This is a genomic window from Pseudomonas violetae (genome assembly GCF_023072615.1).
GTDB classification, from domain to species: domain Bacteria; phylum Pseudomonadota; class Gammaproteobacteria; order Pseudomonadales; family Pseudomonadaceae; genus Aquipseudomonas; species Aquipseudomonas violetae.
On record NZ_JAKNRW010000002.1, the window covers coordinates 166,291 to 189,279 of the forward strand.

At 58.4% G+C, this 22,989-nt stretch carries 24 protein-coding genes and 2 pseudogenes; 13 read left to right on the forward strand and 13 right to left on the reverse strand.

Features of this window, described 5'->3' with window-relative positions; all coding sequences use genetic code 11:
- The first annotated feature begins 419 nt into the window (after positions 1 to 419).
- Both L9059_RS03035 and L9059_RS03040 read left to right on the forward strand, forming a co-directional pair.
- Positions 420 to 1,796, forward strand: coding sequence for a pyridoxal-phosphate dependent enzyme (locus L9059_RS03035; protein ID WP_247287346.1), 1,377 nt, complete (start codon positions 420 to 422; stop codon positions 1,794 to 1,796).
- Positions 1,793 to 2,971, forward strand: coding sequence for a trans-sulfuration enzyme family protein (locus L9059_RS03040; protein WP_247287348.1), 1,179 nt, complete (start codon positions 1,793 to 1,795; stop codon positions 2,969 to 2,971). Before L9059_RS03035 ends, L9059_RS03040 begins: the two co-directional genes overlap by 4 nt.
- A 92-nt stretch (positions 2,972 to 3,063) precedes the next feature.
- Here L9059_RS03040 and L9059_RS03045 read toward each other — a convergent pair whose 3' ends face one another.
- Positions 3,064 to 4,389: a sigma-54 interaction domain-containing protein gene (locus L9059_RS03045; protein WP_247287350.1), complete on the reverse strand. Its 1,326-nt coding sequence runs from the start codon at positions 4,387 to 4,389 to the stop codon at positions 3,064 to 3,066.
- Between the two features lie 237 nt (positions 4,390 to 4,626).
- On the opposite strand from L9059_RS03045, the gene L9059_RS03050 reads away from it, so the two are divergent.
- From L9059_RS03050 to L9059_RS03075, 7 genes and pseudogenes are all read left to right on the forward strand, one after another.
- Positions 4,627 to 5,505, forward strand: a complete 879-nt coding sequence (locus L9059_RS03050; RefSeq protein ID WP_247287352.1) for an MBL fold metallo-hydrolase — start codon at positions 4,627 to 4,629, stop codon at positions 5,503 to 5,505.
- Positions 5,506 to 5,557: 52 nt separating this feature from the next.
- Entirely contained in the window at positions 5,558 to 7,228 is a 1,671-nt protein-coding gene (locus L9059_RS03055; RefSeq protein WP_247287354.1) for a bifunctional protein tyrosine phosphatase family protein/NAD(P)/FAD-dependent oxidoreductase, read from the forward strand.
- Between the two features lie 28 nt (positions 7,229 to 7,256).
- Positions 7,257 to 8,060: a sulfite exporter TauE/SafE family protein gene (locus L9059_RS03060; RefSeq protein ID WP_247287356.1), complete on the forward strand. Its 804-nt coding sequence runs from the start codon at positions 7,257 to 7,259 to the stop codon at positions 8,058 to 8,060.
- Positions 8,061 to 8,104: 44 nt separating this feature from the next.
- Positions 8,105 to 8,209: pseudogene (locus L9059_RS30840) on the forward strand (transcriptional regulator); the annotation flags it as partial.
- Positions 8,206 to 8,646, forward strand: coding sequence for a YeeE/YedE family protein (locus tag L9059_RS03065; RefSeq protein WP_247287358.1), 441 nt, complete (start codon positions 8,206 to 8,208; stop codon positions 8,644 to 8,646). The pseudogene L9059_RS30840 and the gene L9059_RS03065, both read left to right, overlap by 4 nt.
- Entirely contained in the window at positions 8,643 to 9,062 is a 420-nt protein-coding gene (locus tag L9059_RS03070; RefSeq protein WP_247287360.1) for a DUF6691 family protein, read from the forward strand. Before L9059_RS03065 ends, L9059_RS03070 begins: the two co-directional genes overlap by 4 nt.
- Positions 9,063 to 9,075: 13 nt before the next feature.
- The gene (locus tag L9059_RS03075) at positions 9,076 to 9,258 is read left to right on the forward strand and encodes a YgaP family membrane protein (protein WP_247287362.1); all 183 of its coding nucleotides are present in this window, start codon (positions 9,076 to 9,078) and stop codon (positions 9,256 to 9,258) included.
- A 110-nt stretch (positions 9,259 to 9,368) separates the two neighbouring features.
- Here the strand turns inward: L9059_RS03075 and L9059_RS03080 are convergent, their stop codons facing one another.
- The 8 genes from L9059_RS03080 to L9059_RS03115 all read right to left on the reverse strand — a co-directional run bounded on the left by L9059_RS03080 (position 9,369) and on the right by L9059_RS03115 (position 16,634).
- Positions 9,369 to 10,052: a dTMP kinase gene (locus L9059_RS03080; protein ID WP_247287370.1), complete on the reverse strand. Its 684-nt coding sequence runs from the start codon at positions 10,050 to 10,052 to the stop codon at positions 9,369 to 9,371.
- Between the two features lie 263 nt (positions 10,053 to 10,315).
- On the reverse strand, positions 10,316 to 11,707 hold the full coding sequence (locus tag L9059_RS03085) for a sensor histidine kinase (protein ID WP_247287372.1): 1,392 nt from the start codon (positions 11,705 to 11,707) through the stop codon (positions 10,316 to 10,318).
- Positions 11,704 to 12,366 (reverse strand): response regulator, encoded by a 663-nt coding sequence (locus L9059_RS03090; protein ID WP_247287375.1) that lies wholly within the window; start codon positions 12,364 to 12,366, stop codon positions 11,704 to 11,706. Before L9059_RS03090 ends, L9059_RS03085 begins: the two co-directional genes overlap by 4 nt.
- Positions 12,367 to 12,377: 11 nt before the next feature.
- Positions 12,378 to 13,022, reverse strand: coding sequence for a tetratricopeptide repeat protein (locus L9059_RS03095; RefSeq protein ID WP_247287376.1), 645 nt, complete (start codon positions 13,020 to 13,022; stop codon positions 12,378 to 12,380).
- Entirely contained in the window at positions 13,019 to 13,828 is an 810-nt protein-coding gene (locus tag L9059_RS03100; protein ID WP_247287378.1) for an SDR family oxidoreductase, read from the reverse strand. Before L9059_RS03100 ends, L9059_RS03095 begins: the two co-directional genes overlap by 4 nt.
- Complete coding sequence (locus L9059_RS03105) at positions 13,815 to 14,489, reverse strand: iron-containing redox enzyme family protein (RefSeq protein WP_247287379.1); 675 nt, start codon at positions 14,487 to 14,489, stop codon at positions 13,815 to 13,817. Before L9059_RS03105 ends, L9059_RS03100 begins: the two co-directional genes overlap by 14 nt.
- On the reverse strand, positions 14,486 to 15,967 hold the full coding sequence (locus L9059_RS03110) for an AMP-binding protein (protein ID WP_247287381.1): 1,482 nt from the start codon (positions 15,965 to 15,967) through the stop codon (positions 14,486 to 14,488). The genes L9059_RS03105 and L9059_RS03110 overlap by 4 nt, the downstream gene beginning before the upstream one ends.
- Positions 15,957 to 16,634 (reverse strand): thermostable hemolysin, encoded by a 678-nt coding sequence (locus L9059_RS03115; RefSeq protein WP_247287383.1) that lies wholly within the window; start codon positions 16,632 to 16,634, stop codon positions 15,957 to 15,959. The genes L9059_RS03110 and L9059_RS03115 overlap by 11 nt, the downstream gene beginning before the upstream one ends.
- A 203-nt stretch (positions 16,635 to 16,837) precedes the next feature.
- Between L9059_RS03115 and L9059_RS03120 the strand changes: the two genes are divergently transcribed.
- Positions 16,838 to 17,392 carry a cytochrome b gene (locus L9059_RS03120; protein ID WP_247287385.1) on the forward strand — a complete coding sequence of 185 codons (555 nt, stop codon included), beginning with the start codon at positions 16,838 to 16,840 and terminating at the stop codon, positions 17,390 to 17,392.
- A gap of 72 nt (positions 17,393 to 17,464) precedes the next feature.
- Here L9059_RS03120 and L9059_RS03125 read toward each other — a convergent pair.
- A pseudogene (locus tag L9059_RS03125) lies at positions 17,465 to 17,842 on the reverse strand (universal stress protein); the annotation flags it as partial.
- Between the two features lie 131 nt (positions 17,843 to 17,973).
- Here L9059_RS03125 and L9059_RS03130 point away from each other — a divergent pair.
- A complete protein-coding gene (locus L9059_RS03130; RefSeq protein WP_247287387.1) occupies positions 17,974 to 18,537 on the forward strand; it encodes a GNAT family N-acetyltransferase in 564 nt (187 codons plus the stop codon).
- A 55-nt stretch (positions 18,538 to 18,592) separates the two neighbouring features.
- On the opposite strand, the gene L9059_RS03135 is transcribed toward L9059_RS03130, so the two are convergent.
- The 3 genes from L9059_RS03135 to L9059_RS03145 form a co-directional block, all read right to left on the reverse strand.
- On the reverse strand, positions 18,593 to 19,513 hold the full coding sequence (locus tag L9059_RS03135) for a universal stress protein (protein WP_247287389.1): 921 nt from the start codon (positions 19,511 to 19,513) through the stop codon (positions 18,593 to 18,595).
- Positions 19,514 to 19,614: 101 nt separating this feature from the next.
- Positions 19,615 to 20,853 carry an MgtC/SapB family protein gene (locus tag L9059_RS03140; protein ID WP_247287391.1) on the reverse strand — a complete coding sequence of 413 codons (1,239 nt, stop codon included), beginning with the start codon at positions 20,851 to 20,853 and terminating at the stop codon, positions 19,615 to 19,617.
- Between the two features lie 37 nt (positions 20,854 to 20,890).
- On the reverse strand, positions 20,891 to 21,964 hold the full coding sequence (locus L9059_RS03145) for an NAD(P)-dependent alcohol dehydrogenase (RefSeq protein ID WP_247287393.1): 1,074 nt from the start codon (positions 21,962 to 21,964) through the stop codon (positions 20,891 to 20,893).
- Between the two features lie 236 nt (positions 21,965 to 22,200).
- Between L9059_RS03145 and L9059_RS03150 the strand changes: the two genes are divergently transcribed.
- Both L9059_RS03150 and L9059_RS03155 read left to right on the forward strand, forming a co-directional pair.
- Complete coding sequence (locus L9059_RS03150; protein WP_247287403.1) at positions 22,201 to 22,374, forward strand: DUF7693 family protein; 174 nt, start codon at positions 22,201 to 22,203, stop codon at positions 22,372 to 22,374.
- A 116-nt stretch (positions 22,375 to 22,490) separates the two neighbouring features.
- Positions 22,491 to 22,955: a YMGG-like glycine zipper-containing protein gene (locus L9059_RS03155; protein ID WP_247287405.1), complete on the forward strand. Its 465-nt coding sequence runs from the start codon at positions 22,491 to 22,493 to the stop codon at positions 22,953 to 22,955.
- Positions 22,956 to 22,989: the final 34 nt, after the last annotated feature.

A 22,989-nucleotide genomic window follows, 5' to 3' on the forward strand; every position in this document is an offset into this window, starting at 1 on the left:
CAGAGCAACTGATGTATTGATTATTGGATCCATTAGTTACTGTACAGCTTTAAACAGGCGCAATAGCAACGCACTCTCATTTACGCCCTCCACACACTCAAAACGTCATACTATTTAGCAAGCAAGCGACGTGACGGAATCGGCCTTCAACGGCCGCTCAAGCTGAGTTATTTTGCTTCGGATGCCATGTCCCCGCCCGCCATCAACTATTGGCAAGCCCATTTATACCTTTGATTATTTTTAATACTCACTAATGACTCTATATTCAAAACTTCGAAACGCCATACCGACTGGCGATGCAAGGTTGCGAATGACGCCATCCCGGCCTATGGTCCAAGCGAGATTGACCTTCAATTGGCGCGCGATGAAACGCCGCCATTCACTGTCCATCCAGTGCGTATTTCACAGGAGGTGACGACATGCTGAACAACTCACGCCCTGCCGTGCTCGAACTGATCGGCAATACGCCGCTGGTTCGCGTCAGCCGTTTTGATACCGGCCCGTGCACGCTATTCCTCAAGCTTGAATCACAGAACCCCGGTGGTTCGATCAAGGACCGAATTGGCCTGGCAATGATCGACGTCGCCGAACGCGATGGCCGGTTGAAGCCCGGCGGCACCATTGTCGAGGCCACCGCCGGCAACACGGGCCTGGGCCTGGCGTTGGTCGGCCGCGCCAAGGGTTATCGGGTGGTGTTGGTGGTGCCGGACAAGATGTCCACCGAGAAGGTCTTGCACCTCAAGGCCATGGGCGCCGAGGTACACATCACCCGCTCCGATGTCGGCAAGGGCCACCCTGAGTATTACCAGGACGTTGCCGCGAGATTGGCCAAGGAAATTCCCGATGCGTTCTTCGCCGATCAGTTCAACAATCCGGCCAACCCGCTGGCCCACGAATGCAGCACCGCGCCGGAGATCTGGGCGCAGACTCAACATAATCTGGATGCCATCGTCGTCGGCGTCGGTTCGGCCGGAACGCTGACCGGGCTGACCCGTTTCTTCAAACGCGTGCAGCCGGACCTGGAAATGATACTGGCCGATCCGATCGGCTCAGTGATGGCCGAATACAGCCGCAGCGGCACCCTCGGCACGCCCGGTGCGTGGGCGGTGGAAGGCATCGGCGAAGACTTTATTCCATCGATTGCCGACCTCTCCAGCGTGCGCCATGCCTATTCGATCAGCGATGAGGAAAGCTTCGATCACGCCCGGCAGTTGCTGCGCGCCGAAGGCATTCTTGGCGGCTCGTCCACCGGCACTTTGCTGGCCGCTGCGTTGCGCTATTGCCGCGAGCAAACCGAACCGAAACGGGTGGTCACGTTCGTCTGCGACACCGGCACCCGCTACCTGTCGAAGGTCTACAACGACCAATGGATGAACGATCAGGGCCTGCTGAAATACAAACGCTACGGCGACTTGCGCGACCTGATCGCCCGGCGTTTCGAGGATGGCCGAGTGATCAGTGTCGGCCCGGGCGACACGCTGCTCACGGCCTTCCAGCGCATGCGCCTGGCGGACGTATCACAACTGCCGGTGTTGGTAGACGGACAGAAACTGGTGGGGGTAATTGACGAGTCGGATATCTTGCTGGGCATGCAGGAAGACGCTTCGCACTTTCGCCTGACCGTGGCCAGCGCCATGACCGACACACTGCAAACCCTGCCGCCCGGCGCCAGCCTGGCGCAATTGCAAGCCGAACTCGACCGCGGATTGATCGCGATCATCGCCGACGCGTCGGGCTTCCATGGCCTGATTACCCGCGTTGACCTGCTTAATCACTTACGGAGATCCCTTACATGAGTAAGCACTATGACAGCGGTGCGCACCAAGGCTTTGCCACCCGCGTGATACACGCCGGGCAAACACCGGACCCTTCCACCGGCGCGCTGATGCCACCGATCTACGCCAACTCCACCTACTTGCAACAGAGCCCCGGCGTGCACAAAGGCCTCGACTACGGCCGCTCGCACAACCCAACACGGTTTGCCCTGGAGCGCTGTGTGGCGGACCTTGAAGGTGGCACCCAGGCCTTCGCGTTCGCCTCGGGTCTGGCGGCGATTTCCACGGTGCTTGAACTGCTTGATGCCGGCTCGCATATTGTCTCTGGCAATGACCTTTACGGCGGCACCTTCCGACTGTTCGACAAAGTGCGCCAACGCAGCGCCGGGCATCGATTCAGTTACGTTGACCTGAGTAACCTCGCGGCCTTCGAAGCCTCGTTGCAGGACGACACGCGGATGGTCTGGGTCGAGACGCCGAGCAACCCGTTGCTGAGCCTAACCGACCTGACTGCCATCGCAGACCTGTGCCGCGACCGAGGCATCATCTGCGTCGCCGACAATACGTTCGCCAGCCCGTGGATCCAGCGTCCCCTGGAGCTGGGCTTTGACATCGTCGTGCACTCGACCACCAAATATTTGAACGGCCATTCCGACGTGATCGGCGGCATCGCCATCGTTGGGCAAAACCCTGAACTGGCCGAACGTCTGGGCTTCCTGCAAAACTCGGTCGGCGCCATCTCTGGCCCATTCGACGCCTTCCTCACCCTGCGCGGCGTGAAAACCCTCGCCCTGCGCATGGAGCGTCACTGCAGCAACGCAATGGAACTGGCGCAATGGCTTGAACGCCAACCGCAAGTGGCGCACGTCTACTACCCCGGCCTGACCTCTCACCTACAACACGAATTGGCACGCCGGCAGATGCACGGCTTTGGCGGGATGATTTGCGTCGATCTGAACACCGACCTGGCCGGGGCCAAACGCTTCCTTGAGAACGTACAGATTTTTGCCTTGGCCGAAAGCCTGGGCGGGGTGGAGAGCCTGATCGAGCACCCCGCAATCATGACTCACGCGAGTATCCCGGCAGAAATCCGCAAGCAGTTGGGGATTGGCGATGGGTTAGTGAGGTTATCGGTGGGGGTTGAGGATGTGGAGGACCTAAGGGCGGATTTGGCGCAGGCGTTGGCGTTGATTTGAAGCCGTCTCAGTCTCAATTAATCTGAGCATAATTGCGAGCATGGCCGCAGCGTTGGCAGGCATTGGCAGACTTGCGGCCTGAGCGCGACCTACTAGACCAAACCTTGCTCTTTCAGTCGTCTGTACAACGTACGTTCGCTAATACCCATGTGCTTGGCCAGCTCACTGCGGGTACCTTTAAAGGTAGCGAGTGCCTGTACCAACGTGCTGGCCTCAAAAGGACCGGAAGTCGAGGGCTGAGGAAATATCACGGCAGATGCCTGGGGTAAATGTATGGAGCGGATCACTCCATCGTCAGCGAATAGACTGGCTCTTTCTAGAACATTGCGTAATTCACGGATATTGCCGGGCCAGGAAAACTGCTGCAATTGTGTCAGAGCATCCGCCTCTATTGTCAGCGGGCGCTTGCCTGTACCGGCACGTTGTAGAAATGAATTCACAAGTAAACCAATGTCTTCAACTCGGTTGCGTAAGGGCGGTAACTGAATTGGGAAGGCGCTGATGCGGTAGTACAGGTCCTGCCTGAATTCACCTTTCTCCATCATTTTTTCCAATGGCTTGTGGGTCGCAGCCACTAATCTGAAGTTGGCGTGAAGGGTCTCGACACTGCCGACACGGCGATAGGTGCCCGATTCAATCAGGCGCAACAATTTCACCTGCATGGCCAACGGAACATCGCCAATTTCATCGAGAAACAATGTGCCGCCCTGAGCCGTTTCAACTAAGCCGGTCTTACGCGTGGTGGCACCGGTGAACGCTCCCTTTTCATGGCCGAACAGTTCGCTCTCAAATAACGTTTCGGTCAATCCAGAGCAATCAACCACAACAAAGGGTCCAGTGGCCCGCTCACTGGTTTCATGTACGGCGCGGGCGAACAGCTCTTTGCCCGTACCGGACTCACCCAGCAGCAGCACCGGCAGCATTGACGGTGCCACCCGTTGCAGCTCCGACAGGGCACGGTTAAAGGCTGGAGAACGGCCGACAAGCCCTTCGTTGCTGGGTCGCGCTGATGCGCTGCGAACCAGTGTGAGACGCTCCACATAGGCCGTAATGGAACCGTGCTCGTCTAGAATCGGGCGCAATTCGACATCGACATGCTCTGGACCCCGAGGCGTGTGGTGAATGTGCAACACACGATCCGGCCCGCGCATTTCCTGCGCCTTTTTCATCGGGCAGTTTTCACCCGCCTGATCACAAGGCACATCGTAGTGGTGGGAGATTTGATAGCACTTATGGCCGATAAAGGGTTTATCAGCGCTGCCAAACTGCCGCTGATAGGCCGTGTTGGCAGCCAGGATGTTGTAGTCCGGATCGAGCACGATCATCGGTTGGGGCTCGTGCTCAAGAAACGAAACAAGTGACTGCACTTGGTCCGGGTCCGGGATGGAATGGGTTGGGATAGGCAGGATAGTCTTCATCGTGGCTCCTTTGAATCCATCCATCCTGTTGTGACACTGCCACCTCTGTCAACAAGCACTGCCAATGGCAGTAAATCGAGGCGAATGGAGAAAACCCCCAATCCCATCGAAGAATTAAACTCTATTAAAATCAAATAGTTAATAACGTATTTCTGTACAGTTTCGGCCTGGCAGACTTATTGCAATGTCAGTCCTTAGTGTGAGCGGCTTGGTAAAAGCCCCCTAAGGAGACAGGTCATGAGCGTAAAACTTCACGTCGAAGGATTCTTCGATTCTGCTACTAATACCGTCAGCTATCTTGTGTTGGATGAGGCCACCCACCACTGCGCTTTGATAGATAGCGTACTGGATTACGATCCTAAATCCGGCCACACCGCCACAACGTCTGCCGACCTGTTGATTGCGAGGGTGAACGAACTCAATGCGCGCGTCGACTGGATTCTCGAGACCCACGTCCACGCAGACCACCTGACGGCAGCGCCGTATCTGAAGGAAAGGCTCGGTGGAAAAATAGCGATCGGCAGCCAGATTTCGACGGTGCAGGAGGTGTTTGGCACTCTGTTCAATACAACTGGCGATATGGCCCGCGACGGGAGTCAGTTCGATCACCTGTTCGTCAATGACGAGCCGTTCGCCATTGGCTCACTGCAATGCCGCGCGCTCCATACACCCGGCCATACCCCCGCCTGTATGACTTATGTGATCAGCGACGGAACCGAAACGGCTGCATTCGTCGGCGACACTTTGTTTATGCCTGACTACGGTACTGCACGTTGTGACTTTCCCGGTGGAAATGCTCGCACGCTATTCCAGTCAATTAACAAGGTGTTGAGCCTGCCGGCCAATACTTCGCTCTACATGTGCCACGACTATCAGCCGGGTGGCCGCGAAGTGCAATTCATCAGTACCGTTGCCGACCAGCGCGCCCACAACGTTCACGTCCGTAACGGTATCAGTGAGCAGGCGTTTGTGGCGATGCGCACAAAGCGTGATGCATCGTTGGAGATGCCGACACTGATCCTGCCATCGGTTCAGGTCAACATGCGAGCTGGGCACTTGCCTGAGCCTGAAGCGAACGGAACGCGCTACCTGAAAATCCCGCTCAACGTCGCCTGACGTTGCATTCCCCAAAAAACGCATAAGAAAAATAACCATAACGGAGTCACTTATGGACATTCGCCACCTTGCGCCCGGACTGTCGGTATCAGAACAGATTTTCCCCCACCAATTGGCTGAACTAAAAGAAGCCGGTTTTCGCAACATCGTGTGTAACCGTCCCGATGGCGAAGGCAGTGATCAGCCCTTGTTTGCCGAAATCAAACGAGCCGCCGAAGCGGTCGGTATCGAGGCGCACTACCTTCCCGCAGAATCAGGCAAAGTCACTGACGAGCAAGGTATTGCCTTCGGCAAGCTCCTTGAAACGCTGCCAAAACCAGTGTTGGCCTATTGCCGTTCCGGTATGCGCTCGACAACGATGTGGGCACTGTCACAAGCGGGCCAACAATCCCTGCCACACATCGTCGAGACGGCCAAAAAAGCCGGGTTCGATATGAAAGGCGTCATTCGCCGGATTGCGAATCAGGGGCGCACGCCGGTCGAAGTGGCTGAGGCGCAGCATACCGTGGTCATCATCGGGGGCGGTGCGGCAGGTATCGCGACTGCATCCAGTTTACTGGCGCGAGATCCGGGACTCGACGTTGCCATAATCGACCCTGCAGATGTGCACTACTACCAGCCTGGCTGGACACTTGTCGGCTGTGGCGTTTTCAATGCCCCCCAAACTGCCCGCACGATGGGCACGACCATCCCCCGCGGTGTGCATTGGATCAAGTCGGCGGTCGCTGCTTTCGAACCCGAGAGAAATGCCGTCATTCTTGATGGATGCCGAGTCGTCAAATACGAGCAATTGATCGTGTGCCCTGGCCTGAAGCTCAATTGGGATGCCATCGAGGGGTTGTCGGACACCCTGGGGCGCAACGGCGTGACTTCAAACTACCTGTATCACCTTGCCCCCTATACATGGGAACTGGTGCAGCAACTGCGTAGTGGCCGAGCCCTTTTCACCCAACCGCCCATGCCGATCAAATGTGCCGGTGCACCGCAAAAAGCGATGTACTTATCTGCCGATCATTGGAAACGTGCCGGTGTATTGGACAAAGTCGAGATCGAGTTTTGCAGCGCCGGCGCGGTGCTGTTCGGAGTTCCCGATTATGTGCCCGCACTGATGGAATACATCACGGCTTATGGTATCGACCTGAATTTTGGCCACACACTCACCCGCGTGGACGGACCCGCGCGCACTGCAACATTCAACTGCGTTAATCCGGATGGCAGCGCCCATCTGGTTACTCGTGACTTCGATCTACTTCATGTGGTTCCACCGCAGATTGCCCCTGATTTTGTGAGGGTCAGCCCTCTCGCTGACGCGGCTGGCTGGATTGATGTCGACCCTGCCACTTTGCGTCATAAAACCTGGGAAAATATTCACGCGCTGGGAGACGCTGCCAACTCCAGCAACGCCAAAACCGCCGCCGCAGCACGCAAACAGGCACCAGTCGTTGCCCATAACGTGTTGACTGCAATGGGTAAAGCAAAAGGCAGCGCCCATTACGACGGCTACGGCTCCTGCCCCCTGACGGTTGAGCGCGGAAAAATCGTATTGGCCGAGTTCACCTATGGCGGCAAGGTCTCCCCCAGCTTTCCATCCTGGCTGATTGACGGTACCCGTCCATCAAGGCTGGCATGGCTGCTCAAAGAGCGAATTCTTCCACCGCTGTATTGGAAGGGAATGCTCAAGGGTCATGAGTGGATGGCGAAACCTGAATTGGCTGACGTATGAAATCAGGCCTGAACACAAGGAGACTCAGATGATCGTCGTCTTACTGCTCGGGCTTACTGTTGGAGTCATTCTGGCTCTGACCGGCGCCGGAGGGGGAATACTGGCTGTGCCGCTCCTGGTGTTTGGAGTGGGCATGAGCATGGCCGATGCAGGACCAATTGGTCTACTGGCTGTCGGTTTAGCCGCGACCCTGGGTGCCGTAATGGGCCTCAAAAACGGCACTGTCCGCTACAAAGCTGCGCTTTTAATTGCAGGAGCAGGGATCGTATGTTCTCCACTTGGCCTTTGGCTGGCGCAGCGCACGCCTAACCGTCCGTTGACGATCATGTTTGCCTTGGTCCTGATGTACGTCGCGTTCCGGGTATTTCAACGATCGTTACCCCCCTCCAAGTCGAAGATAGCCGTCACATCCAAACCACCGCCTTGCCTATTGGACGTCAATAGAGGAAAGCTAAACTGGACTGCCCCGTGTGCATGGGCACTTACCTTTTCGGGCATTGTCGCAGGCGGACTTTCTGGTTTACTCGGCGTGGGTGGTGGTTTTGTGATGGTGCCGGCGCTCCAGCGATATACCAATTTGACAGCGCAGTCAGTGCTTTCCACGTCTCTGGCCGTGATTGCGCTGGTTTCAATTTCCGGCGTTGCTGCAAGCTCTGCAGCTGGGCACTTGCAGTGGACAGTTGCCATTCCGTTTTCCATTGGAGCATTGGTTGGAATGGTGTGCGGGCGTCTGATCGCGACCCGGCTGGAGGGTCCACACTTACAAAAAGGGTTTGCCGCTGTTTCTATGGTGGTAGCGCTCGCCTTGCTGGTAAAGGCTGTTGGGTCGTGAGCAGGAGCCATCCACTTCCAGGACTGCCCAGCCTCGCCTATCGGGAGTCACGGTTGGGGATACAGCAACCGACTCTCTCTCAGCAGCCCGCCGCATTGGCAGTCATCCAAACCTTGTATCAACAATTTTGCGCAGGAGAAGGCTCATGAATGTCGACTGGATCCACTTCACTCCCTGGTCATCCCTTGCAGGTGGCGCGTTGATTGGCCTGGCGGCCAGTCTCTTCGTCGTTGCCAACGGGCGTATCGCAGGCATCAGCGGTCTGATCGGCAGTCTGTTACAGCGTGGGAGCGAGGGAGTGAGCGAGAAAGCCCTTTTCCTCCTGGGCTTGCTCATCGCGCCGCTTCTATGGGGGTTGTTCGCCACGCTGCCGCAGATTGAGTTCCAGAGTGGATGGCTCGCACTGATCGTGGCCGGTTTATTGGTGGGCATCGGCACACGGTACGGTTCAGGTTGCACCAGTGGCCATGGGGTGTGCGGTCTATCACGCCTCTCGCCGCGATCAATGGTCGCCACTGTGTGTTTCATGCTCAGTGGTTTCGCCACAGTGTTTGTCTTGCGTCATCTTCTGGGGGGTTGGACATGATCAAACTGAGTGCATTCATCGCTGGTTTGCTATTCGGCTTAGGTCTGCTTCTGGCAGGCATGGCCAACCCGAGCAAAGTACTCGCTTTCCTGGATTTAACCGGTGCCTGGGATCCTTCCTTGGCGTTGGTCATGGTCGGGGCAATTGGTATAGCTGTTGGGCCGCTAACCTGGGCGCGCCAACAATCCACTTCGCTGCTGGGAAGGCCAATGCAGCTACCGATCAAACGTGAGTTGGACCGGCGCTTGATTGGCGGGAGCCTGTTGTTCGGCATCGGCTGGGGAGTAGCGGGCATCTGTCCTGGCCCCGCAGTGGCAATTCTGCTGACGGGAAGCTGGCAAGTGATCGTGTTCATGTTGGCCATGCTGGCCGGCATGTTGTTGTTCACCGCGCTGGAGAGCCGGCGCAACCATTGATCGGGAGATCGCCATGAAAGCCAATATCGGAACAATTGACCGTAGCTTGCGCATTTGTGCAGGGCTGCTTTTCATTGCCCTCAGTCTGACCGGTGTGATCGGCTGGTGGGGCTGGATCGGCTTAGTGCCACTGGCTACTGCCATTTTCCGTGTCTGCCCCCTCTACACGTTCCTGGGAATCAAAACGTGTAATTGACCGACACCGTTGGAAAAAGATGAGGACGTTTGGCGGGCCGGAATTCAAAGGCGGGTGACAGCTTCGGCCCAGAGTTCGATGACAGGCAGCCAGATCAAAGCGTGAGCAGGCTAGCGCTGCGGCGACAAATCATGCCTACGATCCTGGTCACGATCTATCTCAACCGAAACTTCGCCTACGGGGCAGCGAAGGACTCTATAAATCTCAGAAATCACGTGCATCGTTGCGTCTTCAATTGTTCCCTCATTACGGCATAAAACCCAGCCATGATCTGCAACCGCTCGCTCGAACGCCTTGGTACAAGCGACATGTTCTTCCAGCTTATGGATCACAGTACTGCTCAGCCCGCGCCGTCGTGCCGCAGCCCTCGCCCATGAGATATCTGGGGCGGTGACAACCCCGACATTCAGGTCTGGCACTCGTACGTTTCGATCAATGTTCAACTGGAGAATTTCTGCAAACGGGACTATCCGGCGAAACGCGGCATCAGACGGATACCAGCGGTCGATCAAGATGATGCTGCCTGGTGGCTGTTTAGCGAGCACATGCTGGGAGATCCAGGCACGGCTATCCGCAAAGCGCTCACAAACCGCCAACTCCAACTCCCGAGTGGGATTTCTCACGAGTGTGTTAACGAGGGCCATTGTTTCCCCCCTATAGGGATCGCTTTTACTCTCGCAAAGCCGAATCACCTTTTTGTTATCTGCCCTCAGTACTTTCGTAACGGCCTCCAACAGTGTGGTTTTGCCGGTCCCCTTGGGCCCATCGAGAGAAACAAACAGCGCACGATTCATTCTTCAAATAACGATTGATATACGGTTTTTTTGCCCGGCTCGTTCGCTGGAACCGCTTGGCGCGACTAGGCGAATCGAGTGGAGGGTCCTTATGAAGGAACACACTCTAATCCAGTTTCTGGCTAATGGGTCTCAGAATCCTGGTTATGGCCGCTTATGAACATCGGTCATCGCCCAAACAAGCTGTTCAGATCGATGGGTGCTGCTAACGCTTTACCCAGTAAAGTGACACAAAAACGCTGCGATACCACTCTCGATGGAATTCATGTTCTTGCTGCGTTGCCAGTCCAGCCACGAAAAATTTCCAGCGTAGCGCGCAACCCTGAGGGGGTGCGATTCTCTAATCGGACCTGCCCGCCCAGGCGATCGGCAATCGCCTGGACGATGTTCAACCCCAGGCCCGCACCCTGATCATTTCCGCGGCTGTAGAAGCGTTCGAACAGCCGATCGCGGTCCTCCTCATTGATCCCCGGCCCCTCATCCTCGACAGACAGTTCGTAGTGATCGGCTTTTTTATTCAGCCTGACGGTAATCAAGCCATTCTTGGGGGAGAAGTTTGCGGCGTTGGTCACCAAATTGTTCAGGGCGATATCGATGGCAGCAGAGTCGACTCTGACAGGACCGATTTCGTCGCTGACATCGAAGGCCAGTTCGAGCCCCTTGTTCAACAACCAGGGTGTCAACTGAACCAGGCTGGCGCGCACAGTGGCAACCAGATCAATGGTTGGGGATGCGGGTATCGCCGATTGAGGTTCAAGTCGGGCCATGGTCAGCAATTGGTTGACTAGTCGGCTGGCACGGTCAACCCCGGCGATCAAATGTTCAAGGGATTCACGGCGATCCTCTTCACTCCCCGCCTCCATCAGGTTCTGTGCATGGACCCTGAGCACCGCTAATGGCGTACGCATTTCATGGGCGGCATCCGCGATAAAACGCCGCTCGCGGCCCATGACTTCCTGAATCTGCGCAAGCATACGATTGAGCGCTGCTTGCATCGGTTCGAGTTCACTGGGCAGCGGGGTCAGTTGCAGCGGCTCCAGCGAGCCGCTGTGCCGAGCCCGCAGCCTCGCCGCCATATCGGCCAGGGGCTTGAGGCCCCAGCCAATGGCCAGCCACACCATCGCCGCGAGAATCAGGCTACCCAGGACATTGGGCAACAGGGTATGGCGAAGGATGCGGTCCACCAGGTCGGAACGCACATCGTCCCGTTCGCCCACCCAGATCCGCACATCAGTTTGTTTGTCTTCCAGCATGAATGCCCGCCATTGGCGGTTTTTCAGATCCACCACATCGCTGAACCCTGGCGTGCCTGGCGGTGTGCCGAAAGACGGCGCGCTGGCGGTGTGCACCAGTACTTGGCCCTGACGATTCCAGACCTGAAAGGCAATCTTGCTTTCATAAGGATGTCCATCGACCTTGGGCACCGCTTCGCCCAAGGCTTTATTGAACGCTTGATAGAGTTCGGCGTGTTCCTTGCTGGCCAGCGGCATGCGCATCACACCCTGCAGCAGCCGGGCGTTTTGGGCAAGTTGGGCGTCGTAGATTTCGGCAATTTCGTGGTTGCTGTCGTTCCAGTTCAATACGCTGATCACCGCCAGACCGGCGAGCATCAGGCCGATGATCAACGTCAGGGTGCGGCGCCGAATGGACATCATCGACGCTCCTCCACCAAATAACCGACGCCGCGAATAGTACGGATCAGGTCAGTTGAGAACTTCTTGCGCAGGTGATGGATGTGCACTTCCAGGGTGTTGCTTTCGGCTTCCTCGTTCCAGCCGTACAGCAACTGCATCAAGTGATCGCGGGTCATGACCCGGCCGGGTGGGGACAGTAATTCGTGGAGCAGTTGATACTCCTTGGGCGTCAGCGCCACCGGTTCGCCCAGATAGCTGACTTGCTGGGTGCCCGGATTGAGGCTGATGCCGGCGTGTTCGATGAGCATCTGTGCACGACCGGCACTGCGCCGCAACAAGGCCCGTAGACGCGCCTTGAGTTCGGCCAGATCAAAGGGTTTGATCAGGTAATCGTCGGCCCCGGCATCCAGCCCCGCGATACGGTCGTCGGTGGCGTCCCGCGCCGTGAGGATCAGCACGGGCAGGTTGGAGCCGCTGTCACGCAGGCGACGCAACACTTCCAGCCCGTCCATGCGCGGCAGGCCGAGGTCGAGCACTGCCAGGTCAAAGGATTCGCTGAGAAGTGCATGCAAGGCGCTGCTACCGTCCTGCAACCAGTCGACGGTATACCCTTCGCGGCCCAGGGCTTGATGAATGCCTTCACCCAGAGCCACGTCATCCTCAATCAGTAATAAGCGCACACAGACTCCTGTCAGTCGAGTTTCTTGTTCACGTCCACCAGCAACGCCTGGATCTCTTTGCGCCGTCCCACATCGGCGGTTTCCCGTCCAGGCCTAGGGTCTGCCTGCAGGGCTTTTTGTAGCGCGCCCCGGGCTTCGCTGTAGCGTTTTTGACGGTAGAGGTGATCTCCCCAGAAGTACAGACTATCGATGCCGTTCGGGTTGAGTTGCAAGGCCTGTTTGAGCAATTGTTCGGCCTTGTCGGCGTCGCCGAAACCGATTGGCCAGCCTGGCACGCGGTCGTACAGTGCGCCAAGGCTGGTGTAGGCCGAGCCTTGCAAGGCTTTTGGGTCCAGCGCCAGGGCTTTCTCCAGATCGACTTTTGCATCCTTGACCTTGCTCAATGCGCCGAGCCCCCCCTTTGCTCCGGCCCAACTGCTGGTGACGATACCGGACCAGATCCAGGCTTCGGCCACCGACTGGCGTTCGCGAGTGAACGCCGATGCCTGGACGGCGAGCTGTTCAAAAGCGGCAGTGCGTTGATCCGCGGGCACTTCGTATTGAATGTGCGCCCAGCTTTGCTGGATGCCAGTGAGACGTTGTTGATCGGCGGCGTCAAGCGCCCAGACGTTTGCGCTCAAGGCGCCCATCAACAAGCACGCAAATATTTTTTTCATGGCTTGAGGTTCTCGTTATCAGACTTCTGACTCAGGCGTCGGATCAGTGGCAGCTGCTTGCGCAGGCCGCGATCCACCAGGTTGGGCAACAGGCTGTTCAGCCGTACGAAAAAGCGTTCCGGCCAGCCCATGTACAAGTCGCGGTGATCACCGGCAATGGCATGCATCACCGCCGAGGCGACTTTTTGCGGGTCATCGACGTTGGATTTGAGGGCATCATTCAAGGCCTGCGCCGCCGCGCTGTTCATGCTGGTGCGGGTGGCCCGCGGGGCCACGTACAAAACGCCGACCCGGGTGTCGGCGAGTTCCCGACGCAGGGCTTCGGAAAACCCCCGCAGGGCAAACTTGGTGGCGCAATAGCTGGCGTAGCCGGGGTAACCGATGGAGCCGTAGGTCGAGCCGACGTTGACCACCATGGCGCTTTCAGCCTGCTTGAGCAGCGGCAGTAATAACTTGGTCAGGCAGATCGGCGCGCTGATGTTCACCGCCAGCATGGCGTTGATTTCGCTGTCATCAAGCTGTTCAAGCATGGCGAAATGATTGACCCCGGCGGCATTGATCAGCAGGTTGAGGCCGTCGAAGGCTTCGGCGGCGGCCAGTACTTTGCGGCGGTCGGCGAGGAACGTCAGGTCGGCGCCGACCCAGGACAACTGCTGCGGATAGCGTTTGAGCAAAGGCACCAACGGTTCCCGATGCCGGGCCACTGCCAATACCTTGGCTCCACTGGCACACAGGGCAGTGGTGATTGCCAGGCCGATGCCGCCACTGGCGCCAGTCAGCACTACGCGAGCTTCAGACAGCCGCATGGGGGTTCTCCCCGTCCCGCGGCAAGCCACGGAACATATCGGTGTACAGCGCGTACACCACTTTGGAGGCGTGAATCACGGCAGCCTGGTCGCAAGGATCATCGAGAGTGTTCATTAGCCGGCGATAGGTCTGCATGTGCTCAATATCCAGCGAACCATGGGAACTGAGGTAACTGAAGGCGCTTTGCGGCAAGTCAAGGCGGTCGCGGATGCTGTCGGCGGCATGGGTCGCCAGGGCGATGCTGGTGCCTTCAAGCACATTGACCATGCCGAACAGGCCGACCGGGTTGTCCCGGGCTATCAGGTCGTAGAGGAAACTGACCATCAATTCAATCGGCAAGGACGGACGACCGTCGCGCACCGCCTCTTTGTCGCCGCCGCAGGCTTCGATGTCGTTGAGCACCCATTGTTCGTGGCCGTATTCGTCTTCGATGTACTCACACACCGCTTTGCGCAGCCATTCCAGGCGCAACGGCAAGCGCGAACCGCAGGCCATCATCAAGGGCACGGTGTGGCGCACATGGTAATAGGCTTGCGCCAGGAAGGCCCGGTAGCTTTCCAGGCTGACCTTGCCCTCGAGGGCATCACGAATGATCGGCAGATTGAACAGCGCGTGACGTTCTTGTTGAGTAGCTTCTTGCAGCGTATCGAAAAAACTCATGACGCAGATTCCTCTGAAAAGACAGCTTCTGTCAGTTGCGCGCGGTAACGCTCGACGATGGCGTCCCGGCGTGGTCGGCCATTGGCAGTCAGCAGGCCATTGGCGGGGGTGAACGGTTGAGCCAGACGCGTCCAGTGGTGGACCTGGGCGTAATCGGGCAAGGCCTCGTTGGCGTGGGCCACGGCGGCGGCCAGGTCTTCATCGGTGCAATCGGGGCGATGGGGCCAAAGCAGCGCGTGGTTGCCTGGCATCGCTTCGCCGTAGACAAAGGCCTGGGCGATATGACGGCGCTGGGTCAGCTCGGCTTCGACCCATTCGGGGTTCACGTTGCGCCCATAACTGGTGACGAATTGATGCTTCTTGCGCCCCTTGAGGTAGAGAAAGCCGTCGGCGTCGAATTCGCCGAGATCGCCACTGGGCCACCACTCATCGGTGTGCGCAGGCTCGCCCAGATACCCGAGCAAGGTCGCGCCCTTGATCAACACTTCGCCGTCCTCGGCCAGGCGGATGTCCACATGGGGCAGCGGCCGACCGACACTCCCGGGTCGATGTGCTTGCGGGCGATTGAGGCACACCACCGACGCGCACTCCGACAATCCGTAACCTTCATAAACCGCAAGGCCGATGCGTTGCGCTCGGTGCAGCAATTCCTCGGAAACCCGCGCTCCGCCCACGGCGGCAAAACGCAGCGGGTAGGGGTTGAAGGCTTTTTGCTCGGCAGCGCTGACAAGAATCTGCAGCAACTGCGGCACCAGGATCAAACTCTCAGGCACACGGGTGGCCAGGCAACCGAGCAGTTGCGGTATATCAACACCGCTGGCCCCCTGAATGCCCAGGGTTTTCTGGCTGGGCAAGCTCAATTTTGCACCGGCATACAGCGCGGCATAGCAGCCTAGGTTTTCCAGCAGAATCGCCAGTGGTAGAAGCGCGAGGTGATGCTGCGCATGGGTAGGCTGACTGGCCTGATCCAGTTCCCGGGCAACCTGCAGAATGCTCGCGGCACTCAGGCACACGCCTTTGGGCGTGCCAGTGGTGCCCGAGGTGAAGGTCAGTTTGGCGGTGCCTTCGGGCATGCGGCTCGGGCCGCTGAAGGTGCGGCGCCAGAACTCGCCGGTTTTCTCGTACCCGGCCGATTGCAGTTCAGTTTCCAGAGCTGGCTCGGCAATCACCAGGGAGGCCTGGCTTTGCTTCAGGCAATGTTTGCGTTGAGCCGGGCTGAAGAAAGGGGGCAACGTCAGGCAGGTCAGACCTTCGAACAGCACGGCCAGGTCCCAGAGTATCGCATCGACACCGTTGTCCAGGGCCAGGGCAACCACCTTGACGTTTTCGTCGCGCAGGCGCTGCTGGCGATACACCACCTCTGCGTATAACGTGGCGTAGTCCAGTTTCAGATGATCCCCCCACACAGCGATGGCATTGGTCTTACTTTCGGCATGGCCGCGCAAGGTCCTCTTGAAGTGCTCTATTTCAGGCGACATGGCTGGATTCCTCGATGGACGCTGGCAACCCCAGTCGGTTGAACATCCCGATGTTGCGCAAATGAATGAAGCCGGCGCGGATATTGCCAACGTGCACCCAGGGTTTGCTTTCGTAATAGCTGCCCCAACTGTGGCGGTCATCGCCCAACCGGGCGGGATCGGCGGCGCAAAGGGTCACGGGTTTCAAGCCCAGGCGGTGAAAGCTGTTCACCAGACCGATGTTGCCGGTGAACGCCACCCACTCCAGGCCGCCCATGGCCAAAAGGTAAGTGATGGCGATGATGCTCATTCGCGCACTCCCCGTGTCGCTGGCAGCCAGATTGCCCACTTCGACGATGCCCCTGCGGTCTACTGCACAATCGGCCGCGGCACTGATCAGCGGGTCGACCGGCTCGTCCAGGTAGCGCTCGAGAAACAGCGGTTCCCGGCTCGCCAACCGCACGCCGGCCACTGCACAGAGTTCACCTGAGGCGTTATTCATGCCGAACAGCTCCGGCATGAAATTACGGATGTCGGCCCCATGGGCCTTGCGGAAACGCTGCTGGATAAAAGCTTCCAGGACGGGGCGCAAGGGCTCTTCCGGCAGAGCTCGGGCCAAGCTCATCTGCGGGGTTTCGGCTTGGCCGAAATGCAGGGGCAGAGCAATGTTCCAGTTAAAATCGGGCATTGGAAGACGCCTCCCGGGAAAGTGTGGAAGGAGTATCCGAGGCATTTCTTAACGGAGTCTGAAGGTAGCCAAAAGATCGGGCGGGCCTGTCTTCAGATTGCCTTAAGACTAGGTAGGCAGGCTCGCGCCATTCGGTTCGCTTACCGAACGAAAACGGGCTGCGCGAATGAGTCCGCAGCCACATTAACGTTCAAGAGGCCTTTATGACTCGCGATTCACTCGCTCACAACCGCTACGGAAAACTCTCGATCACCTTGCACTGGCTGATGCTGGGGCTGTTTGTCGGCGTCTATGCCTGTATCGAGATCAGGGGCTGGCTTCCCCGCCAGCATCCATTGAAGGGCCCCTTGCTGGGGACCCATGCCCTGTTTGGACTGGCGGTTTTCGCCTTGGTGTGGGTGCGGTTACTCGGTCGTTTACAAAAGCGCCCGCCCATTTCGCCTCGCCCCCCTGCCTGGCAGACTGCCCTGGCCCACCTGACCCATCTGGCGCTTTATGTGCTGATGATAGTGACGCCCCTGCTCGCCTGGCTGATGCTGAGTGCTGCGGGCAAACCGATACCGTATTTTGCTTTCACCTTGCCCTCGCCCATCGCAATCGACCCAGATATGGCTAAGCAATTGAAATACTGGCATGAATGGTTGGGCAGCGCCGGGTACTGGCTGATTGGCGTGCACGCTTGCGCCGGGGTTTTCCACCACTATTGGATGCGCGATAACACCCTTACCCGAATCCTGCCCAAGCGCTTTGTACCCTAGCGCCAAACAGCCTTGACGACTGCTGCGCAGTTGAGCCCTAGCACGCGGTTTCGCCGCAGGTCGGCGTGATGCTCAAAGGCCGGGGTATTGAGTTTGACTGCCAAGGTTGATTTTTTTCAACCGGGCACATGACTGACCACCGGCCGGATCCAGCCGAGACAATGGCTTGACGATTGTCAAACTGCAGGGCGCGCGATTGAGCACGCTCTCGGCAGTACTGCCGATGAAACGGTCGATGCCGTGTTGATAGGTCGTGCCGAGCACCACCATGTCGAAACCGTGCAACCGGACGAAATGGCTGATCACTGTGTGGGGGATACCGGTCAGCAGGTGTCGATTTTCTTCGATATCGTAGCGTTCAGCGAGCACCTCGAACGCTTCTTCGTGGGTGTCGGTGACCGCGTCTCTCAAGCTGTTTTCCAAACTCCATGTCGGCACACTCGCCGTCGCCGCGCCCATTACCGCCAATGCTGTGTATCTCTGATCCAGATCAGATTCACCAACCAGCAGCAGCGTAGAAAGGTATGAACAGCGCGGTTCGTAAAGCGCGCCCCCTTTCAAACCGATGGAGGATCCCCCCCATGCTGACCGTCAAAGACCACAATGACCGGGCTGCGGCCGCTTATGCCGCCGTCACCGGAAGGTACTGGATCGAGGCTCTCAAGGACGGTCGCCACATATTGGTCCGGCCGCTGGCGGAGAAAGACCGCGAGCGCGAACGGGCCTTTATCCAACGGCTTTCCCCCGAGTCACGACACATGCGTTTTCTTGCGCAAATCAAGGAGCCCAGCGGCGCCTTGCTCGATCAGTTGATGGACACCGACAATCGCCAACGTCTGGCCTTCATCGCCCTGGTACACGAGAACGGACAATTGATCGAGGTCGGTGTCAGTCGCTATGCCGCCACCGATGAACATCAATGTGAATGCGCTGTTACGGTCGCCGATGAATGGAAACACCTGGGCTTGGGTGCGCTGTTGATGGAGCATTTGATCAAAGCGGCCCGCCAGTACGGTTTCCGCCAAATGTATTCGGTCGACTCCGCCAGCAATGGGCCGATGCGTGACCTCGCCAGATCACTGGGGTTTGAAACTCACACTGACCCCGAAGACCGCCATCAGGTCATTCATCGTCTACAGGTCTGAAGCGTCGTCCCGCGATCTTCCGGCCAACGGTTTATCGCGGGGCGATTCAGTTTCGCTATTGCAGCGCCCTTCCCGGCTTGATCGCCAACACACTGCAGGGCGCCCGATGCAACAGCTGCTCGGCGGTGGTCCCCAATAACGCATTCAGCCCCCTGTGTTGCACTGTGCCCATCACGATGACATCGGTGTGATGGTCGGCAGCGAACTCGCAAATACTGTTCAGGGGCAGCCCTTCGATAAAATGCCGGCATTGCGGCGGTACGCCGTGGCGTTCGGCCAATGCCGCAAAAGCCTCGTGCTGCGCGGCGCCCAGAGATTCATAGATGCCGCCAGCCATCGGCAGCGCGCCAAAACCCATGTCCCGGGCATACACGACCGTCCAGTCGTACACGTGCAACAGTTCGAGGCGGGACTGACACAAAGCAGCCAGTTTGCTCGCGGCTTCGACAATCTGGTCGTTGAACACCAGATCCTGGTCTTCGTTGCGCAGTACATCAACGATGGCCAGTACGTTGCGCGGACGCGGATTGAGCGCGTTGGTGACCAGGTGCACCGGCACCGGGCAATCGCGCAGCAACTGCCAATCCAGGGGAGTGAAAAATACTCGCTTCAATGCCGACTCTTCCTGCGCATCCTTTACGATAAGCGCCAGGGACATCTCGTTGACGAAGTGCAAAATCTCCTCGAACGGGTGCTGCACCCAAACGACTTCGCTGGTGACGACGATGCCGTGCCGGCTCATCAGTTCGGCCTGTTCCGTGAGCCATTGACTGTGGCTGCGCAGATAGCCATCACGGGCCAGTTTTAGTGGCTCGGGGGCAAATAGCCCGGCCACCGCCAGTGCCTGGGAATAATCAAATGCCACGATGTGCAACGGCAACTGCATGGCGAGCGCCAGTGCGCCAGCCCGGTCGAAGGCCGGGGTACGGGTCATGCCTGAAGGGGCAATCAACAGGACACGCTGAGTCTGCGACATGGAACACCTCGGCATATGGCTTTCAGGGTAGCGGTCGTCTACAGATTGAATGAACACGTGACGGGCAACTTGATCTTTGTCAGCTAGCGTCAAGATCTCATTCAGGACAACAAGATGCCGGACCACATTGCCAGCGTCAGCAGGACCTGACCCGGAATCAGGTACATGGCAAACCGGCGTCCGCCACTGACCCACGCCACCACACACTTGCTCAGCGAATTACTGCTGACGGCGATCAGCACTGGCATGGCAATGGCGTCGAACGGCAATTGGCCCGACTTTGCCAGAGAGGCAATCGACGCCGTCGACGCATGGGCATCGGCGAAACCGGTGAAGGTTGCCGTCAACATCAACCCCGCTTCCCCGTAGTGCCTGAGCATCACCGACGACAGAAAGGTGATGCCGGTCATGGTCAAGGTGACCACCAGCGCCAGCTTGAGATTGAACGCACCGCCGACCTTGATCGGCTGGCTGGCGCTCTTCGCGGTATTGGGAAACATCAGACACAAGCCATACAGACCCGTAGCAAGGGCGCCGCACACGAGCGGCCAAAAAACAGGTCGCAGCAGACCGGTGTCGACCGCGCCCAGAATCAATCCCACTTGAACGACTGTCGCAAGGTTGGAAAAAATCGCTGCGGCGCTCAGGATCTTAACGTTGGCCGGTTCCTTGCCGGCGATATGGCCCATCGCGGCGATAGTCACGGTACTCGAGGCAAACCCGGAGGCGATGGCGCTGATCGCATAGCCGTACCTGGTTCCCAGGGCACGAACGGCAACATGCCCCACTGCCCCTACCACCATCAGCAGAACTGTGAGGGTGCAGATGGTGCGCAGGTTGATGCCCCCATAAGGCCCCATGTAGCGATCAGGCGCCAGCGGCAATACCACCAGAGCGGCAGTCAGCAGGACCAGTGCATCGCGCATTTCAGCCTCGGTCAATTGGCTGCGAGCAAAGTGGTGCAGCTTCTGTCGGTACGCCAGCAACCCCGCCATCACCACAGCCATGGCAATCGCCAGTTGGGGCTGACTGCCACACAGGGCCCCCAATACCAATACGGTGAATAAAGCCACTTCACTGGTCAGCCCCGGGTCATCGCTCAAACTGCGCCAGTACGCCACGGTAATCAGCAGCCCCAGGGTGATCGCCACGGCCGCGACCAGCAGACCGCCACCCACCTGCATCGCCCCATAGCCCAATAGTGCGGTAATCGCGAACGTACGCAACCCGGCGCAGGCACGGCTTTGTCCTTGGCCTTTGTGCCGCTCGCGCTCAAGACCGACCAGCAGGCCAATTCCAAGCGCAGTCGCAGCTCCCGTGATACCCAGGGTCTCGATCATGAGGCGCCCATTCGCCAGGCGAAATCATGTTCAATTCTCACGGCGTTATCGCCACCTTCATCACCCCGTCTCGTTGGTGAGCAAACAGGTCATAGGCTGCTTCGATGTCGTCGAGTCTGTAGCGGTGAGTCACCAGGGGCGACAAATCCACACCACCACTGTTCACCACCGCCATCAGGCGCCGCATGCGTTCCTTGCCGCCGGGGCACAGGGTGGTGACGATGCTGTAGTCCCCCAGCCCTGCGGCGAAGGCGTCCAGCGGGATGCGCAGATCGCTTGAGTAAACCCCGAGACTGGACAAGCGACCGCCTGGACGCAGAACCCGCAGAGCCGACTCAAAAGTCCCTTGGGTGCCCAGCGCCTCGATGGACACATCGACGCCACGACCATCGGTCAGGGCCATGATCTGCTCGACGACATTGCCGTCCTTGAAATTGACCACATGGGTCGCACCCAACTGCCGCGCGACGTTCATGCGCTCGGCCACGGCGTCAACGCCAATGATCGTGCTCGCGCCCTTGAGACGTGCGCCGGCCACCGCGCACAGGCCGATCGGTCCGAGGGCAAATACGGCAACAGTATCACCGATGCTCACTTCGCCGCGCTCGGCCCCGGAAAAACCGGTGGACATGATGTCCGGACACATCAGCACCTGCTCATCGCTGAGGCCGTCGGGAATTGGGCACAAATTGGCAAGCGCGTCCGGTACCAGGACGTATTCGGCCTGGCAGCCGTCAATGATGTTGCCAAACTTCCAGCCGCCCGTGGCGCGAAAGCCGTGGCGGGTATCCGGGCCGTCCTGGGAAGCGCAGCCGCACAGGCAGGCGTAACTTTGTCCGCTGGGGGTAATGGCACCGGCAATCACCCGTTGTCCTTCGACAAAGCCGTGCACCTGCGAGCCGAGCCGTTCAATGATACCAACCGGTTCATGGCCCACGGTCAGCCCTTTGGCCACCGGGTATTCGCCGCGCAGGATGTGCACGTCGGTACCACAAATGGTCGTGGTGGTGATACGGATCAGTGCATCCAGCGGCCCGACCTCGGGAATGGGTTTGTCCTCCAGCACGATCCGGTGTTTCTCAACGAAAACTGCTGCTTTCATGGTCGCCATGGTGATTGCTCCTTTATCCGTATGCGCCACAGTTCAGCACAGCCTGCAGAGTGCGCCGCGATGACCGATGAAAGGTTGATAACGGTCAACAAAAGCGGGGCTTGACAAGGCGTTGATGACCGCATGTCGGACGGCCCATCGTTGCTCCTCGCTTTTGACAAAGATCAAGCCCGCCTTCCCCGCCAGTTGCACCATAAGGCAGGGATTGGTCAGCAGGAAATCCACAAAGGACTGCGTTGGCGCTCAACCTGTGCCAGGAACACGGCACCCTCGCCCAATGTGAGTCCTGCGTCACCCTGGATGGCCGCTCGGCCCCGTTTGCCGACTGGCATCGTTATGGCACTGATCCCGTGGAACTGTTGAGTAACTGGGAGTATGCGCAAGTCGAGGGAATGTTGAGCGGCCTGTGAAGGTTCCAGATAAGTGCGATGTGATGAGAGGTGCGAGCCAAGCGTGGCAGGTGAACTAATCTCTAAGGATCCCAGCGCCGTAACTCCAACGCATACTTGCCGCAGTGGGGTTCACCATGAAGATCACCTACGCCCCTTGCATTACCCTGATCCTTTGCGCGGTCTCGTCAAGCGCAGCAGCCGAGACCATCACGCCTCTAAAAGGACAGACGCAGGAAATCATCCAACAGGACGTTAGTGCTTGCCAGTCCCAGGCCGGCAGCACCACCAGCTCCAGCACGACACCACAATCCGGTGGACGTGTACGGGGAGCAGCTACTGGCGCCGTTGCGGGCGCTGCGGTTGCCGGTGCACGAGGTCGTCAGTACGACGAGTTCTATGATCGGGTGGACGACGACGTCAAACAGCAATATCGCCAGAACAAGGCCAAGGATGCGGCTGTGGCGGGTGCGGTGGCAGGTGGGTCCCGGCAGCGTCAGGACCGCCGTCAGGACCGCCGTAGCGCGCAGCAAAATAGTGCGACGGCGTCATCCGCCTACAGCAGTTGCATGCAACAGCGTGGTTATCAGGTAACGCCATAGGGACATGATTGATACAACCCCGGCCCCTGCAGGA